Consider the following 14,800-nt stretch of genomic DNA (forward strand, 5'->3'; position numbering starts at 1 on the left):
ATCAATTTGCATATATCGTGACAACAGCCTGCGCTGCGATCCCTTCACCACGTCCCGTTAGCCCAAGGCGTTCGGTAGTCGTCGCCTTGACCGAGACAGCGCTCAAGTCAATCCCGAGAATCCGGGCAAGAGCATGGCGCATAGCCAACTTGTGTGGTCCGATCTTTGGCGCCTCGCAGATGATTGTGATGTCAACATTGGCAATGCCATAACCTGCCGAAGCGACAAGCTGGCCGGCATGGGCCAGAAACCGGTCTGACGATGCGCCCTTCCATTGCGGATCGGAGGGCGGGAAGTGATCGCCGATATCGCCTGCTGCAATCGCGCCAAGCAAAGCGTCGACCAGAGCGTGTATCGCAACGTCGGCATCGGAGTGGCCCGATAGTCCTTTGCTGTGTGGCACTTTGACGCCGCACAGCCACAAGTCTTCGCCTTCGACAAGCCGGTGGACATCAAAGCCCATACCGGTGCGGGGAGGGCGGTTCATGGGAGACTCCTGTAAATCGGCAGCGAATGTCACCTTGCGCAAGTTTTCATCGCCCGGGGTTAACCTGACCTGCATTCCGGCGGCGACCGCAACTTGCGCATCATCACCTGCATCGGGCCCGTCACTCCACGCGCGATGTGCGTTAAGGATTGCAGCGAAATTGAATCCCTGCGGGGTCTGTACGCGGTACAATTCATCGCGCGCCACGGTTTCAGCCCGGAAGCCTGAAGTTCCGCGCACCACGCTATCGACCACCGGCAGAACCGGGATAGCCGCAGCGTCCGTCTCAAGAGCCGCCAGAAGCCCGTCGATCACCGCGTGCGTCAGGAGCGGACGTGCCGCGTCATGAATAAGCACCACATCCGGTGCATCATGTTCGAGGGCTTCGAGCGCCAGTTTTACGGATGCCTGACGGGTTGCCCCGCCCTGCACGAATTGAACACCGGAAATGCCGCTCACACAAGCAGCTGCAACATCGTTCCAACCTTCGGGAATAGCGATGATGATGGGGGCAATGCCGGCCGCAGCCAAAGCCTCAACCGAATGGCGAACCAATGGTTTGCCGCGCCACATGACGAACTGTTTAGGCACATCGCCGCCAGTACGAAGGCCCTTGCCTGCCGCCACGACGACGGCTGCAACATGCGCGGCACCGGGATGTTTGGATATATCCATCTTGCGCGCCTCTACCAGCGCTTGGCCTTCAGGAGCAACAGTCTTGCTGTTTGTCTGGTGATGGATTAAACGGATGCCTGTTTTTTAGGCAGATTACCGTATGTCCGACGTTTCCGTTCCGCCGCAACTCAAGCCGATCAAAGTTGGCCCCGTCAATGTCGATTGGCCGGTGGTGCTGGCGCCGATGACGGGCGTGTCAGACTTGCCGTTCCGCACCATCGTGCGCCGCTTTGGCTCAGGGTTGAATGTAACCGAGATGATTGCCAGCCCGGCTGCGATCCGCGAAACGCGCCAATCGATCCAGAAAGCAGCATGGCACCCGACCGAAGAACCGGTGTCGATGCAGCTCGTCGGCTGCGATCCGGTGCAAATGGCAGAAGCGGCCAAGTTGTCTGAGGACAAGGGTGCGGCCATTATCGACATCAATATGGGCTGCCCGGTGCGCAAAGTCGTCAACGGCGATGCAGGTTCTGCACTGATGCGCGATATTCCGCTGGCCACACGACTGATCGAAGCCACCGTCAAAGCCGTGAGCGTGCCGGTCACCGTCAAGATGCGCATGGGATGGTGCCATGATAGCCTGAACGCGCCGGAACTGGCGCGGATTGCCGAAGATCTGGGCGCCAAAATGATCACTGTGCATGGGCGCACGCGCAATCAGTTGTACAAAGGCAATGCCGATTGGGCATTTGTGCGGCGGGTAAAAGAGGCTGTTTCGCTGCCGGTTTTGGTCAATGGTGACATTTGCACGATCGAGGATGTGGCCACTGCCATTGATCAAAGCGGAGCAGATGGTGTGATGATCGGGCGCGGATCTTACGGACGTCCGTGGTTGCTGGGGCAAATGATGCACTGGCTGCAAACCGGAGAGCGGTTGGCCGATCCGACTTTAGCCGAACAATATGCCCTTATTATCGAGCACTACCATGCAATGCAGGCGCATTACGGCACGGTGACCGGCGTAAACATGGCGCGTAAGCACCTTGGTTGGTACACCAAAGGCCTGCACGGCTCGGCTGATTTCCGCAACAAGGTGAACTTTATTGATGATCCGGATGCGGTCATCGCCAGCCTTGCCGATTTCTATGGCCGCGCCATCGAGCATCAACTTGCGCATGGTGTTGATACTTCAGCGGACCAGCGCGCAGCAGCATGATAACACCCCCGGATTGGCGCAAACAGGAACAGACACAAAAGCCCGATCCAAAGCGCGTTGTGGCCAGTCTGCCGCTGGCGTTGCTGCAACTGGACCCGGATCTGATCGTTGCTGCGGTTAATCCTGCGGCTGAGCAATTGATGGGGCAAGGCGCCCGCCGCCTGATTGGCAAATCGGTGGCAGAACTGTTTGAATTTGATGAGCCGCTGATCCTTGGCCGATTGGCTGAGGGCGAAGCGCAATTGTTTGCGCGCGGTGTTCGCGTCCAGATTCGCGGTCACGCGCCGCGTCGCTTCGATGTAATGACCAGCCCGGTCAATTATTGCCCGGGCTGGCAATTGCTGATGCTGCACGAAGGCGTCGGTGTGGAAGCTTTATCCGGCGATGGCCGGGGGGCTGGCGGGGGCGAAGGGATCGCCTTGCGCGCGCCAGAAGTGCTGGCACATGAAATCAAGAACCCCTTGGCCGGTATTCGGGGGGCCGCGCAGTTGCTCGACCGCAAGCTGTCCGAGCGTGACCGCGCGATGACCGGTTTGATCATGGCGGAGGTTGATCGCATCGCCAAACTTATCGATCAGATGCAATCGCTCTCGCGCCGCCGGATGGAGCCCGCGCAATCCTGCAATTTGCATGAAGCCGTCCGGCGTGCGCAGGCAGTAATTGCCGCAGGATCGCCTGAACCCGTGGCGATTGAAGAGGAGTTTGATCCCTCCCTCCCGCCAATCATGGCAAATCCCGATTCGCTGGTACAGGTGCTGCTCAATTTGATGAGCAACGGGCGCGAGGCCTGTCAGGGGCAGCCAGCGCCACGCATTGTAGTGCGCACACGCTTTGCCAGCGGGATCCTGCTGCACGCAGGACCGGGTGGTTTACCGCTGCGGTTGCCGATTGAAGTGCGGGTGTCAGACAATGGTCACGGCATTGACCCAGCCTTGCGCGATCATATCTTTGAACCTTTTGTGACGGGCAAGAAGTTTGGGCAAGGGCTGGGACTGGCGTTGGTTCAGAAGCTGGTCCGCGAAATGAACGGTCGCATCACCCATGATCGCGATGAAGTGGGCGGGTTAACCCACTTCCGCATTCATCTTCCGGTAGCTGGATCGGTTCCAACGCTATGAGAAAACGCGTCCTGCTAGTTGAGGATGACGCCTCGATTGCGCTGGTTATCACAGCAGCGCTTGAAGCTGAGGGCTTCAACGTTGATCGTTGCGATTCTATCGCCGGACGGGACCAGTTCCTTGCTAGCCATGCCTACAACTTGTTGCTAACCGATGTGATGCTGACAGACGGTGACGGGATAGAGACGATTGGCCGCGTGCGCGATGCCGATCCGGGCCTCCCGATCATTATCCTTTCGGCGCAGAACACTCTGGATACCGCGGTTCGCGCAAGCGACACCGGAGCGTTCGAGTACTTCCCCAAGCCTTTCGATCTTGAAGAGCTTATCCGAACTGTAACGCAGGCAATTGGCAAGGCTGAGGCCGAAGCGTTTGATGTACCACAAGACGTGCCACAAGGCTTGCCGCTGGTGGGACGCAGTCCGGCGATGCAGGCGGTCTACCGCATGATCACGCGCGTGTTGCGCAATGATCTGACCGTGCTCATTCTGGGGGAATCAGGCACGGGCAAAGAACTTGTTGCCGAGGCCATTCACGAGCTTGGCAATCGCCGCGCCGGTCCGTTTATTGCGGTGAACACTGCCGCGATCCCCAGCGAATTGATCGAAAGCGAATTGTTCGGCCACGAAAAGGGCGCTTTTACCGGGGCTGTGGCGCGCTCTATCGGCAAGTTTGAACAAGCTGGTGGCGGCACGCTGTTCCTTGATGAAATTGGTGATATGCCAATGCAGGCGCAAACCCGGCTGCTGCGTGCGCTGCAATCGGGCCAGGTCCGCCGCGTTGGCGGGCGTGACGAAATTACGCTCGATTGCAGGATTGTCGCTGCCACCAATCGTGATCTCCTGCCCATGATCGCCGCAGGCACTTTTCGCGAGGACTTGTATTACCGTATTGCGGTCGTGCCGATCGAATTGCCCCCGTTGCGCGAACGTGCTGACGATATCGAAGCTTTATCGCGCCATTTCCTGGCGCAGGCGGCGGCCGAAGGCCTCCCGCGTCGTCATTTGACCGAGGCCGGCGCAGAAATCCTTGCGCGCCAGCCTTGGCGCGGCAACGTGCGCGAACTGCGCAATTTCATCTATCGCCTGGCGCTGCTGGCACGCGATGAAATCATTGATGCCACTTCGATCGAGCCTTTGCTGGCACAGTCCGAAGGTGTAAGCGTTACGCGCCCTGCCGATCTGGCTATGTTCGATCCGGCAGATCTTGGTGCCGCGGTGGATTACTGGATCGACAAACATCAACCGGCACATGGTGAGTATTATGGCGCGGCACTGGCTGCGTTCGAACGGCCACTGTTCCTTAATGTGTTGAGCAAGACCGGCGGTAATCAATTGCGTGCAGCACAGATGCTTGGCATCAATCGCAACACCTTGCGCAAACGCCTGTCGGACCTCGGCATCTTTCCGGACGACTATCTGACCAAGGACTGATTTTCTTGGCCCAATCCTGTTTGTGCTGGGAGGCGGCTTTCCTCTTGCATTTCTGCAACAGGAGTGTTGTTATATAGCAACTATGCAGCGAGACGGCACTATCAAGGTTCGACGCATGCCACGCTGGTGGCGGCGGGTTCTTGTAAGCCTCCGTCGGGCCAATGTGCTGCTCCTGATTGAATTGGCAGCTTCTGCAATCTTCGCTTTGATGGTTGCGGTCAGTTGGCTGACCGTCACCGGGTCGAGCAACCAAGGGCAGATCCTGCCATCGCGGCTGACCTCAACCTTGCTGATTGGCACGATTGCCCCGGCGATGGCACTGCTCGTGCTTGGCGGACGCCGCCTTGCCATTCGCCGCGCCAGTCGCAGCTTGCTGGGGTCAACCGGACGCCTGCATGTCCGCCTTGTGTGGCTTTTCTCGCTCATCGCCGCTGTGCCCACTTTGCTTGTCGTGGTGTTTGCATCGATTCTGTTCCAGTCCGGTGTTGAATTCTGGTTTTCCGATAGCTCGCGCGGGATGCTGGAAAACGCCAACCAGCTCGCCCGAGGATACTATGAGGATAAGCTCCGCGACGTAGGCAACGAGACCGTCACCATGGCGGGAGACATCCGCGATTATCTCGATCAGGCCGCCATCACCTCGACAGAATTTGGGGAAGGCTATTCGTTTCAGGTCCTTAGCAGGCAATTGAATGAATCGGCTATTCTTGAACGCGCGCGCGATGGCTCATTACGCACCGCAGCGATTGTTGATCCGGAAAAATCGAACGACCGCCAACGTGTGTCCATGGCCGACCTAAAGCGACTTGATGCCGGCGAAACCGTCGTGGTCAACGCATCGGCGGAGCGGATTGATGCGGTAACCGCGGTCGATAAAAATCGCGGGATATATCTCTACGCTGCCCGCAATTCCAACGCCCTAGCCCTTGAGCAATGGGAACGCGCTCAGACCGTTCTCAAAGCCTACGATATGCTCACGACCCGCGCCCGCGCCTTGCAATTGCGCTTTAACATCGCGCTCTTCGTGATCAGTCTGGCACTTGTCGGACTTGCGGTCTGGGCAGCATTGCGCTTTGCCGACCGGCAAGTTGCACCTCTGGCCGAACTAGTATCGGCCGCGCGCAACATCGGCAGCGGCAATTTTGCGATGCGCGTTGCGCAAAACAGCGGCACAGATGAAATCGGCCTACTGGCCCGGGCGTTCAATCGCATGACGCAGCAACTTGAAGGTCAGACTCAGGCGCTAGTATCGGCCAATGCTCAGTTGGAGGTTCGCCGCGCCTTTATCGAGGCCGTGCTCGAATCGATTACCGCAGGGATTGTGTCGATTGGCCGCGACGGGACGATCCAGTTGATAAATTCCTCTGCCGCGCGCTTGCTGCTCGCGCCGGGGGCAGGTTCACCGATTGGGAAGCCGCTGGCGGAAGTCTCGCCTGTCTTTGCGCAATTGGTTGCCTCCGGCCAAGCCAACAATGTTATCCAGCATCCGTTGGCAAGCGACTTGCGCACGCTGGCCGTGCGGGTTGCAAAGGATAGCAATGGCTATGTCATTACCTTTGAAGACATTACCCGGCAGTTGCTTGATCAACGCCGCGCAGCCTGGTCGGATGTGGCCCGCCGGATCGCCCATGAAATCAAGAACCCGCTCACGCCGATCCAGCTCGCCACCGAACGCTTGCGCCGCCGCTATGGTCGCCAGATCGAGACTGATCCCGAGCTGTTCGAAGAATTGACCGCCACGATCATCAGGCAGGTCGGTGATCTGCGCAAAATGGTTGATGAGTTTTCATCTTTCGCGCGCCTGCCAAAGCCTGTTTTCCGTGCCGAGGATGCCAGCGATCTTGTGCGGCAATCGCTGTTCTTGCAAGAAGTTGCGCACACCCAGATTGCTTATAATTTCGACAGCGACGCTGCGCATTACCCCTTGCAATGTGATCGCCACCAATTTGGTCAATGCATGACCAACGTGCTTAAGAATGCCGTTGAGGCAATTGAGGCAAAAGCCAAATCTTCCGATGTGGATTATCGCGGGCAAATTGCTGTCATGCTTGCAGGCGATGATGAAACCGTGACGATTAACGTGACGGACAATGGCATCGGCCTTCCGGCAGAGCGAGACCGCATCCTCGAACCCTATATGACCACGCGCGAAAAGGGCACCGGCTTGGGCCTCGCCATTGTTCACAAAATTGTCGAGGAACATGGCGGCGAGATGGAATTCACCGCCAAAGCCGACGGCGGGACATGCGTTACTATGCGCTTTGCCCGCGATCCCCTTTTGAATTCAGCCACTACCGGCACCGAACAGGACTGACAGGACCCAACATGGCACTCGACATCCTCATCGTCGACGACGAACGCGACATCAGGGAACTGGTGGCAGGCGTGTTGAGCGACGAAGGCTATGGCTGCCGCACCGCAGCTGATAGCACATCGGCCCTAGCTGCGGTTGACGAACGTCGGCCTAGCCTCGTTCTGCTTGACGTATGGCTTCATGGTAGCCCGATGGACGGGCTAGAGGTTCTAGACGAAATCAAGCGACGCGAACCTGAATTGCCGGTCATCATCTTTTCAGGCCATGGCAACATTGATACGGCCGTTTCCGCAATCAGCCGTGGCGCAATGGATTTCCTCGAAAAGCCGTTCGAGGCCGAGCGGCTGTTGCTGCTGGTCGAGCGCGCCACTGAAACAGAACGCTTGCGCCGCGAGAATGCCCGGTTGCGCCAAGGCTTTGTCATGGCCGATGAATTCACCGGCAACAGCACGGCGATAAATCAGGTCCGCGCCACATTGAAACGCGTGGCCAATACGGGCAGCCGCCTTTTGATCACGGGTCCCGCTGGATCGGGCAAAGAGGTTGCCGCCCGTTTGCTCCATTCATGGAGCCCGCGTGCGCAAAACGCCTTTGTCACCGTCAATTCAGCCCGCATTACGCCTGAGCGTTTTGAGCAGGAGCTGTTCGGGGAGGAAATCGACGGCAAGCTGGTCCGCGCAGGGCTGCTAGAAATGGCGGACGGGGGCACTTTGTTCCTTGATGAGGTATCGGATATGCCTCCATCAAGCCAGGCCCGCATCTTGCGCGTGCTGACAGAGCAGGCCTTTGTCCGGGTTGGCGGGCATCGCCAATTGCGCGTGGATGTGCGGGTTGTCTCATCATCTTCGCGTCCGCTGGAAAAGGAAATTGCGGAACGGCGCTTTCGTGAGGACCTCTATTACCGACTCAATGTTGTGCCGGTCGCGATCCCTTCATTGACCGACCGGCGCGAGGATATTCCGCCGCTGGTTGACCACTTCTTCGCGCGCTATGCCAATGAGCAAGGCGTTACGCCGCCTGCGGTTACCCCTGAAGCGATGGCAGCGCTACAAAGTTACGATTGGCCTGGCAATGTGCGCCAATTGCGCAATGTGATAGAACGAACGATCATTCTGGCTCCGAGAGACAGGCTTTCCAGAATTGACGGTGACATGCTTCCATCCGAAATCGTCGCAACTCCGATAGGTGGAGAAACCGGCGGTTCGGCGCTGATGGGTGTGCCATTGCGGGAGGCGCGGGAGAACTTTGAGCGTGAGTATCTCAAGGTACAAATCCGGCGGTTTTCGGGCAATATATCCAAGACTGCCAGCTTCATAGGCATGGAACGCTCGGCCCTTCATCGTAAACTAAAACTGCTAGGAATGGCTGAGCGGCGGGAAGGCGAGGACGACGAATAGGAGTGGTAATACGCATTTATTCGGAACCAGCGGATATTTCCCATGTTTACCTGAGGCGAGTGGCAAACTACACTAAGCGCTTAACCCGGCAAAAGCAGTCCGAACTGTGACGGCCAGATCGCGAGGTCCTACCAAGGGGCTGAGCCAATAGAAAACGGAGTCAGAAGAAATGACCGGAAAGACACTCACCGCGCGCCCCAAACCAAAAGTCGAGGCTGCTCCTGAAGCCGACTTGCCATCACCCGCACCGGTAACCGCACCGACCGGAGGCAAGGGCCAAAATCTGCAAGACCTGTTCCTTAACCATCTGCGCAAGAACAAGACCCCGGTCACGATGTTCCTTGTCAAGGGTGTGAAGCTGCAAGGCATCGTAACATGGTTCGATAACTTCTCGATCCTGCTGCGCCGCGATGGCCAATCGCAACTGGTCTATAAGCACGCCATTTCCACCATCATGCCGGGCCAGCAGCTTTCGGTTGCCCACTTCCAGACCACCGGCGAGGAAAACAGCAAGAAAGCGCGTCTGCTGCAGGAAATCTTCCTTTCGAGCGTGCGCGATTCCGGCGTTCAAGTGACCATGTTCCTCGTCAACGGTGTGATGTTGCAGGGCAAAGTCGCATCTTACGATCTTTTCTGCATGCTGCTTGAGCGTGAGGGCTATGTCCAACTCGCTTATAAGCATGCCGTGTCAACAATTCAGCCCGCCGGTCACGTTGATCTGACTGGCGACTGGGATGGCGAGGATTCCTGAGCACTTTTGAATTTGGCAACAACACCGGTGAAGTCGCCGGTGAAGTAACCCGTGGCGCGCGCGCCGTCGTCGTCCTCCCCGATATAAAACAGCGGGGAGGCGGCTTTGGCGCTGATGCGGATATGCGGCTTGAAGAAGGGCAGGGCCTTGCCCGCGCGATCGGTATCGAAGTGGTGGATTCGTTCATCCTGCCGATCCGCGCGGTGCGTCCGGCAACGCTGTTCGGTGAAGGACAGGTTGAACGGATCGGTGTTGCTTGCAACATGGCCGATGCGGAACTCGTGATTGTTGATGGCGCGCTTTCAGCCATCCAGCAGCGCAACCTTGAGGACAAGCTCAAACGCAAAGTCATCGACCGCACCGGCCTGATCCTCGAAATCTTCGGGGAGCGCGCAGCCACGGCTGAAGGGCGTTTGCAAGTTGAACTTGCCCACCTTGATTATCAGGCCGGACGTCTTGTGCGGTCGTGGACCCACCTTGAGCGGCAGCGTGGGGGCTTCGGCTTCCTTGGCGGTCCGGGTGAAACCCAGATCGAGGCCGACCGCCGCCAGATCCGCAACCGCATGGCCCGGCTGCGCAAGGAACTTGAGCAAGTGCGGCGCACGCGCGGGTTACATCGTGAGCGGAGGCAGCGTGCTCCCTGGCCGGTTGTGGCATTGGTGGGATACACCAACGCCGGGAAATCGACCCTGTTCAACCGTTTGACAGGCGCGACCGTCATGGCCGAGGACTTGCTCTTTGCCACGCTTGACCCGACGATGCGTGCGATCCGGCTTCCGGGCGTGGACAAGGCGATCATGTCCGACACTGTCGGCTTCATCTCTGACCTGCCCACCCAACTTGTCGCCGCGTTCCGTGCAACGCTTGAAGAAGTGACTGGCGCTGATGTGATCGTGCATGTGCGCGATGTTGCCAATCCCGCCACGGCTGAGCAGAAGGCGGAGGTTGAGCAGATCCTTGTCGACCTTGGCATCAATGGGGAAGGGGGCACCATGATCCCGGTGATCGAGGTGTGGAACAAGTGGGACCTGCTTTCTTCCGAGGATCAGGCGGTGCGGCGCGATATCATCACGGCCAAGGTCGCAGATATGCCAATCGCGCCACTTTCGGCCCTGACGGGCGCGGGCGTCGAGGCGTTCCTCGACAAGTTGGGCGTGATGCTGACCGGTGGTGCGCAGACGCTGGAGTTGACGGTCCCGCTGGCAGACGGTCAACGCTTGGCGTGGCTGCATGCGCATGGTGATATTATCGACGAACAGCAAGTCGGCGATGAATCAGACGAACCGGCGATGCGGATCAAGGTCCGCCTGACACCGCGCGAGTTAGGGCGCTTTACCAGCCTCTGACCGCTTGACGGCCTGCCACAGGGCTTCCTGCTCATCGAGGCTGAGATTTGGGAACTTACCCTCGGCGAGGGCCTCCATCGCGCGGAAGCGGCGTTCGAACTTTGCGTTGGCGGCGCGCAGAGCGTCTTCGGGGGCGACACCGTATTTGCGGACGACGTTGACTGCTGCGAAGAGGAGATCGCCTGCCTCGTCGATCCGCTCGGCGTCAGTGGCAGCTTCGCGCAGTTCGATGATTTCTTCGGCGACTTTTTCGGCGGCGCTATCGGGATCGGGCCAGTCGAAACCCTGGCGGGCGGCGCGTTTCTGGAGCTTTTCGGCACGCATAAGGGCTGGCAGGGCGATGGCGACGCCATCGAGGGCACTGGTGGCGCCTTTGGCGGCGCGTTCGTTGGCTTTGGCGGTTTCCCAGCGGTCTTCGCGGGATTGGCCGTCGGGGTTTTGTTGATGAAACACATGCGGGTGACGGGTTTCCATCTTGTCCGAGATGGCGGCTGCAACATCATTAAAATCAAATAATTCAGACTCTTGCGCCATTTGCGCGTGAAATACGACCTGGAAGAGCAAATCGCCGAGTTCTTCCTTGAGCGCGGGCATGTCTTTGCGCTCTATCGCGTCGGCAACTTCGTAGGCTTCTTCGATTGTATAGGGGGCGATGGTGGCGAAGGTTTGCGCGCAGTCCCATTCGCAGCCGCGCTCTGGATTTCGCAAGGTGGCCATTATCGAAAGGAGTCTGTTGAGGGATGTCTCGCTCATCGCGCATTGCTCCGAACTTAGATGTGATAATAAGTATTATGTAAAATACCGGGCGATCATCAACCGATAACTGACGCCACCAAGGCCACTGCGACGAAAGCGAAAAGCCACAAGGCTGCCATGCGCAAACTGTCCGAAAGCCCGATTTGCCGACCGCGCAGGCCAGCGCCTACGAGGATCAAGGACGCTGCAATGCCGATCAACCTGACCACGTCATCGCCATTCATAGCGCAATCACCATGCCATCGAACGCTGGCTCTACATGGCTTGGCGTTTCTGCGGCTAAAGTTTGATAGTCCATCGACTTGTCGAGATGCGTCAAGACGCCCCGGCCAACACGCGCGGCTTCGATCAGTTCAAGCGACATATCAAGATGCGCATGGGTCGGATGCGGTTTGCGGCGCAGGCAATCGACAACCAACACGTCCACACGATCAAACAAAGCGACCATCTCGGCGGTAATCTCGCTGAAGTCTGTCGCGTAACCGATTGATTTACCGTCCTGATCGAACCTGAACGCGGTCGATTGTGCTGGACCGTGCGGCATTTGGCAATGATTGATGCCGATGCCGCAGATCATGCGGACACGATCAAGATTGTCCAGTTCGCAGATTGTGTGATAGCCGAATTGTCCTGCAAAAACATAGCCGAAGCGCTGGCGCAAGCGGCGCACGGTTTCGGATGCGGCATAGGCTGGTATCGGACCGGCGCGGCCATAGCGCAGCGGCCGCAGATCATCGATGCCGTGGCAGTGATCTGCGTGATCGTGGGTCCACAAGACGCCGTCCACGCTATCGATATCACAAGCGAGGAATTGCTGGCGCAAATCGGTGGGCGTATCAACCAGCAAACGGCTACCATCGCTGCCTTCGACCATGATCGAAACGCGGGTCCGGCGGTTCTTCGGTTCTGCCGGATCGCAATCGCCCCAATCGTTGCCGATGCGCGGAACGCCGGTGGACGTGCCCGAACCGAGGATTGTGACCTTCACAGTGGGACCTTCACAGTGCAGCCTTGCTAAACAGGCGGAAGAAGTTTGCGCCAGTGGTGTCGGCCAAGGCTTCCTTGGTGGTACCGCGCAAACCGGCGACGAACGCACATGTATCGGCCACAAAAGCCGGTTCACACGTTTTGCCGCGATGGGGCACTGGTGCGAGAAACGGGGCATCGGTTTCAACCAGCAGACGGTCATCAGGAAGCGTGGCAGCAACGGCCTGCAAGTCTTTGGCATTCTTGAAGGTTACGATGCCGGATATCGAGATGGACAGCCCCAATTCGAGCATGCGCTGGCCAAAAGCCGAAGACGCGGTGAAGCAGTGGATCAGCGCCGGGAAGGCCCCCTTCCCCATTTCATCCTCGATGATCCGGGTCGTATCGTCTTCGGCATCGCGGGTGTGGATGATCAGCGGCAATCCGGTTTCGCGCGCGACGCGGATGTGCACGCGAAACAGATCTTGCTGTACCTGCCGGTCGGAATGGTCATAGTAATAATCGAGGCCGGTTTCGCCGATCCCGATCACGCGCGGGTGACTTGCGGCTTCGAGCAGTGCAGCCTCACCCAGATCGGCGTGGGCATCGGCTTCATGGGGGTGAATACCGATGCTGGCCCAGACATCGCTTTCACGCTCTGCCGTGGCGACGATAGCGGCCCATTCGCTTTGCCGGGTCGAGATGTTGAGAAACCCGCGCACACCGGTTTCCCGCGCACGGTCAAGCACTTGGGCCTGATCTTCGATCAAACCCTTGTAATTGAGGTGGCAGTGGGAATCGATCAGCATCATGGTTATGCAGCATCCTCTGGCAGTTCGAGCCGTGGGAAGGCTGGAACCGGTGCCCCGAGCTTTTCGCCCGTGGCCACGCGCGCCATATACCAATCGGCACCAGTCAACGCGGCATAGCTGCGTTCATCAGCCGGAATTCCCAATTGGTCCAGTACCTTGGAGGCCGATGTGGGCACGACAGGTGCGATGGCAATCGTCAGATCACGGATCGCCATGAACAAGGTGAGCAGCACGGCGCGCATGCGATCGGGATCGGTCTTGCGCAGTGTCCACGGGGCTTGTTCATCGACATAGGCATTGCAAGCAAACACGCCGCGCATCCAAGCATCTATGCCGCCAGAGAAGTTCATTGCGGCAAATTCGCGCGGCAATTCATCGCGGCATGCGGCAAACACCGTGGCGAGCAGGACATCATCGGCTTCTGCGCTGGAAAAAGTCTCAAGTGTTCCGTCCATGTTCTTGAAAATCATGGAAAGAACGCGTTGAACAAGGTTGCCGTAGCTGTTGGCCAATTCGGCGTTGCAGCGTGTTACGATAGCTTCGGGCGAATAGGAACCGTCCTGCCCGAAGGCCACTTCGCGCATCAGGAAGTAGCGCAGCGGATCAACGCCGAAACGCTCAGCCAATTCAAGCGGATCGGTAACATTGCCCAGCGACTTGGATTCTTTCTGCCCGCGATTGAGCAGAAAGCCATGGCCGAACACCTGACGCGGCAGAGCCAGGCCCGCGCTCATCAAAATGGCGGGCCAATAGACGGTGTGGAACCGCACAATGTCTTTGCCGATCAGATGGATATTGGCAGGCCAATAGTTTGCAAAATCACCGGTTTCATCAGGGAAGCCAAGGCCTGTGATATAGTTCGTCAGCGCATCGACCCAGACATACATGACGTGGCCATCGCTCCCGGGCACTTTCACGCCCCAATCAAAGCTGGTGCGCGACACGGAAAGATCACGCAAACCGCCTTCGACAAAGCGCAGGACTTCATTGCGACGCCCATCGGGCTGGATAAAATCGGGCTGTTCAGCATAGAGCTTCAGCAAGGGTTCTGCATATTTCGACAAGCGGAAGAACCAGCTTTCCTCAACCGTCCATTCGACCGGTGTGCCTTGGGGCGAAAGCTTGTCACCCCCCTCGCCTGCGACCAGTTCGCTTTCGTCGTAGAACGCTTCGTCGCGGACCGAATACCAGCCTTCGTAGCGATCCAGATAGAGATCGCCATTGGCTTCCAATCTGCGCCACAATTCCTGCGATGCAGTGTGATGGCGTTCTTCGGTGGTGCGGATGAACACGTCATAAGACACATCAAGATTATCGCACATCGCAATGAAATAAGAAGACATTCCATCGCACAACTGCTTTGGCGTGATGCCTAGGTCGCGGGCCTTTTGCATCATCTTGAGGCCATGTTCGTCGGTGCCGGTCTGGAAGCGGACATCGCGGCCCATCGCACGCTGGAAACGCGCGATCACGTCTGCTGCGATCGCCTCATAGGCATGGCCGATGTGCGGTTTGCCATTGGGATAGGAAATGGCGGTGGTGATGTAGAAGGGTTCGCCCATCGGGCCGGTCACTTTCATTGGTCGCTT

At 58.1% G+C, this 14,800-nt stretch carries 13 protein-coding genes; 7 read left to right on the forward strand and 6 right to left on the reverse strand.

Annotation, left to right across the window (positions count from 1 at the left end):
- Position 1: 1 nt before the first annotated feature.
- Positions 2-1,162 carry a bifunctional 2-C-methyl-D-erythritol 4-phosphate cytidylyltransferase/2-C-methyl-D-erythritol 2,4-cyclodiphosphate synthase gene (locus IP81_RS12640; protein ID WP_054108339.1) on the reverse strand — a complete coding sequence of 387 codons (1,161 nt, stop codon included), beginning with the start codon at positions 1,160-1,162 and terminating at the stop codon, positions 2-4.
- 100 nt (positions 1,163-1,262) lie between these two features.
- On the opposite strand from IP81_RS12640, the gene dusB reads away from it, so the two are divergent.
- From dusB to hflX, 7 genes are all read left to right on the forward strand, one after another.
- The gene (gene dusB, locus IP81_RS12645) at positions 1,263-2,318 is read left to right on the forward strand and encodes a tRNA dihydrouridine synthase DusB (protein WP_054108340.1); all 1,056 of its coding nucleotides are present in this window, start codon (positions 1,263-1,265) and stop codon (positions 2,316-2,318) included.
- A complete protein-coding gene (locus IP81_RS12650; protein ID WP_054108341.1) occupies positions 2,315-3,436 on the forward strand; it encodes a nitrogen regulation protein NR(II) in 1,122 nt (373 codons plus the stop codon). The genes dusB and IP81_RS12650 overlap by 4 nt, the downstream gene beginning before the upstream one ends.
- On the forward strand, positions 3,433-4,869 hold the full coding sequence (locus tag IP81_RS12655) for a sigma-54 dependent transcriptional regulator (protein ID WP_054108342.1): 1,437 nt from the start codon (positions 3,433-3,435) through the stop codon (positions 4,867-4,869). The genes IP81_RS12650 and IP81_RS12655 overlap by 4 nt, the downstream gene beginning before the upstream one ends.
- Positions 4,870-4,984: 115 nt before the next feature.
- Positions 4,985-7,183: an ATP-binding protein gene (locus IP81_RS12660; protein WP_231626591.1), complete on the forward strand. Its 2,199-nt coding sequence runs from the start codon at positions 4,985-4,987 to the stop codon at positions 7,181-7,183.
- An 11-nt stretch (positions 7,184-7,194) separates the two neighbouring features.
- On the forward strand, positions 7,195-8,580 hold the full coding sequence (locus IP81_RS12665; protein ID WP_054108344.1) for a sigma-54 dependent transcriptional regulator: 1,386 nt from the start codon (positions 7,195-7,197) through the stop codon (positions 8,578-8,580).
- 169 nt (positions 8,581-8,749) lie between these two features.
- The gene (hfq, locus tag IP81_RS12670) at positions 8,750-9,331 is read left to right on the forward strand and encodes an RNA chaperone Hfq (RefSeq protein ID WP_197274617.1); all 582 of its coding nucleotides are present in this window, start codon (positions 8,750-8,752) and stop codon (positions 9,329-9,331) included.
- Positions 9,328-10,677, forward strand: a complete 1,350-nt coding sequence (hflX, locus tag IP81_RS12675) for a GTPase HflX (protein WP_054108345.1) — start codon at positions 9,328-9,330, stop codon at positions 10,675-10,677. The genes hfq and hflX overlap by 4 nt, the downstream gene beginning before the upstream one ends.
- Here hflX and mazG read toward each other — a convergent pair.
- The 5 genes from mazG to metG are packed head-to-tail and all read right to left on the reverse strand — an operon-like array spanning position 10,654 to position 14,773.
- Complete coding sequence (gene mazG / locus IP81_RS12680) at positions 10,654-11,430, reverse strand: nucleoside triphosphate pyrophosphohydrolase (protein ID WP_054108346.1); 777 nt, start codon at positions 11,428-11,430, stop codon at positions 10,654-10,656. The genes hflX and mazG overlap by 24 nt on opposite strands.
- Before the next feature lie 59 nt (positions 11,431-11,489).
- On the reverse strand, positions 11,490-11,657 hold the full coding sequence (locus tag IP81_RS20455; RefSeq protein ID WP_157573196.1) for a hypothetical protein: 168 nt from the start codon (positions 11,655-11,657) through the stop codon (positions 11,490-11,492).
- Positions 11,654-12,421: an MBL fold metallo-hydrolase gene (locus tag IP81_RS12685; RefSeq protein ID WP_054108347.1), complete on the reverse strand. Its 768-nt coding sequence runs from the start codon at positions 12,419-12,421 to the stop codon at positions 11,654-11,656. Before IP81_RS12685 ends, IP81_RS20455 begins: the two co-directional genes overlap by 4 nt.
- Positions 12,422-12,431: 10 nt before the next feature.
- Complete coding sequence (locus tag IP81_RS12690; RefSeq protein ID WP_054108552.1) at positions 12,432-13,208, reverse strand: TatD family hydrolase; 777 nt, start codon at positions 13,206-13,208, stop codon at positions 12,432-12,434.
- 5 nt (positions 13,209-13,213) lie between these two features.
- Positions 13,214-14,773 carry a methionine--tRNA ligase gene (metG, locus tag IP81_RS12695; RefSeq protein WP_054108553.1) on the reverse strand — a complete coding sequence of 520 codons (1,560 nt, stop codon included), beginning with the start codon at positions 14,771-14,773 and terminating at the stop codon, positions 13,214-13,216.
- Positions 14,774-14,800: the final 27 nt, after the last annotated feature.

Source organism: Novosphingobium sp. AAP83, assembly GCF_001295795.1.
Taxonomy (GTDB): Bacteria; Pseudomonadota; Alphaproteobacteria; order Sphingomonadales; family Sphingomonadaceae; genus Novosphingobium.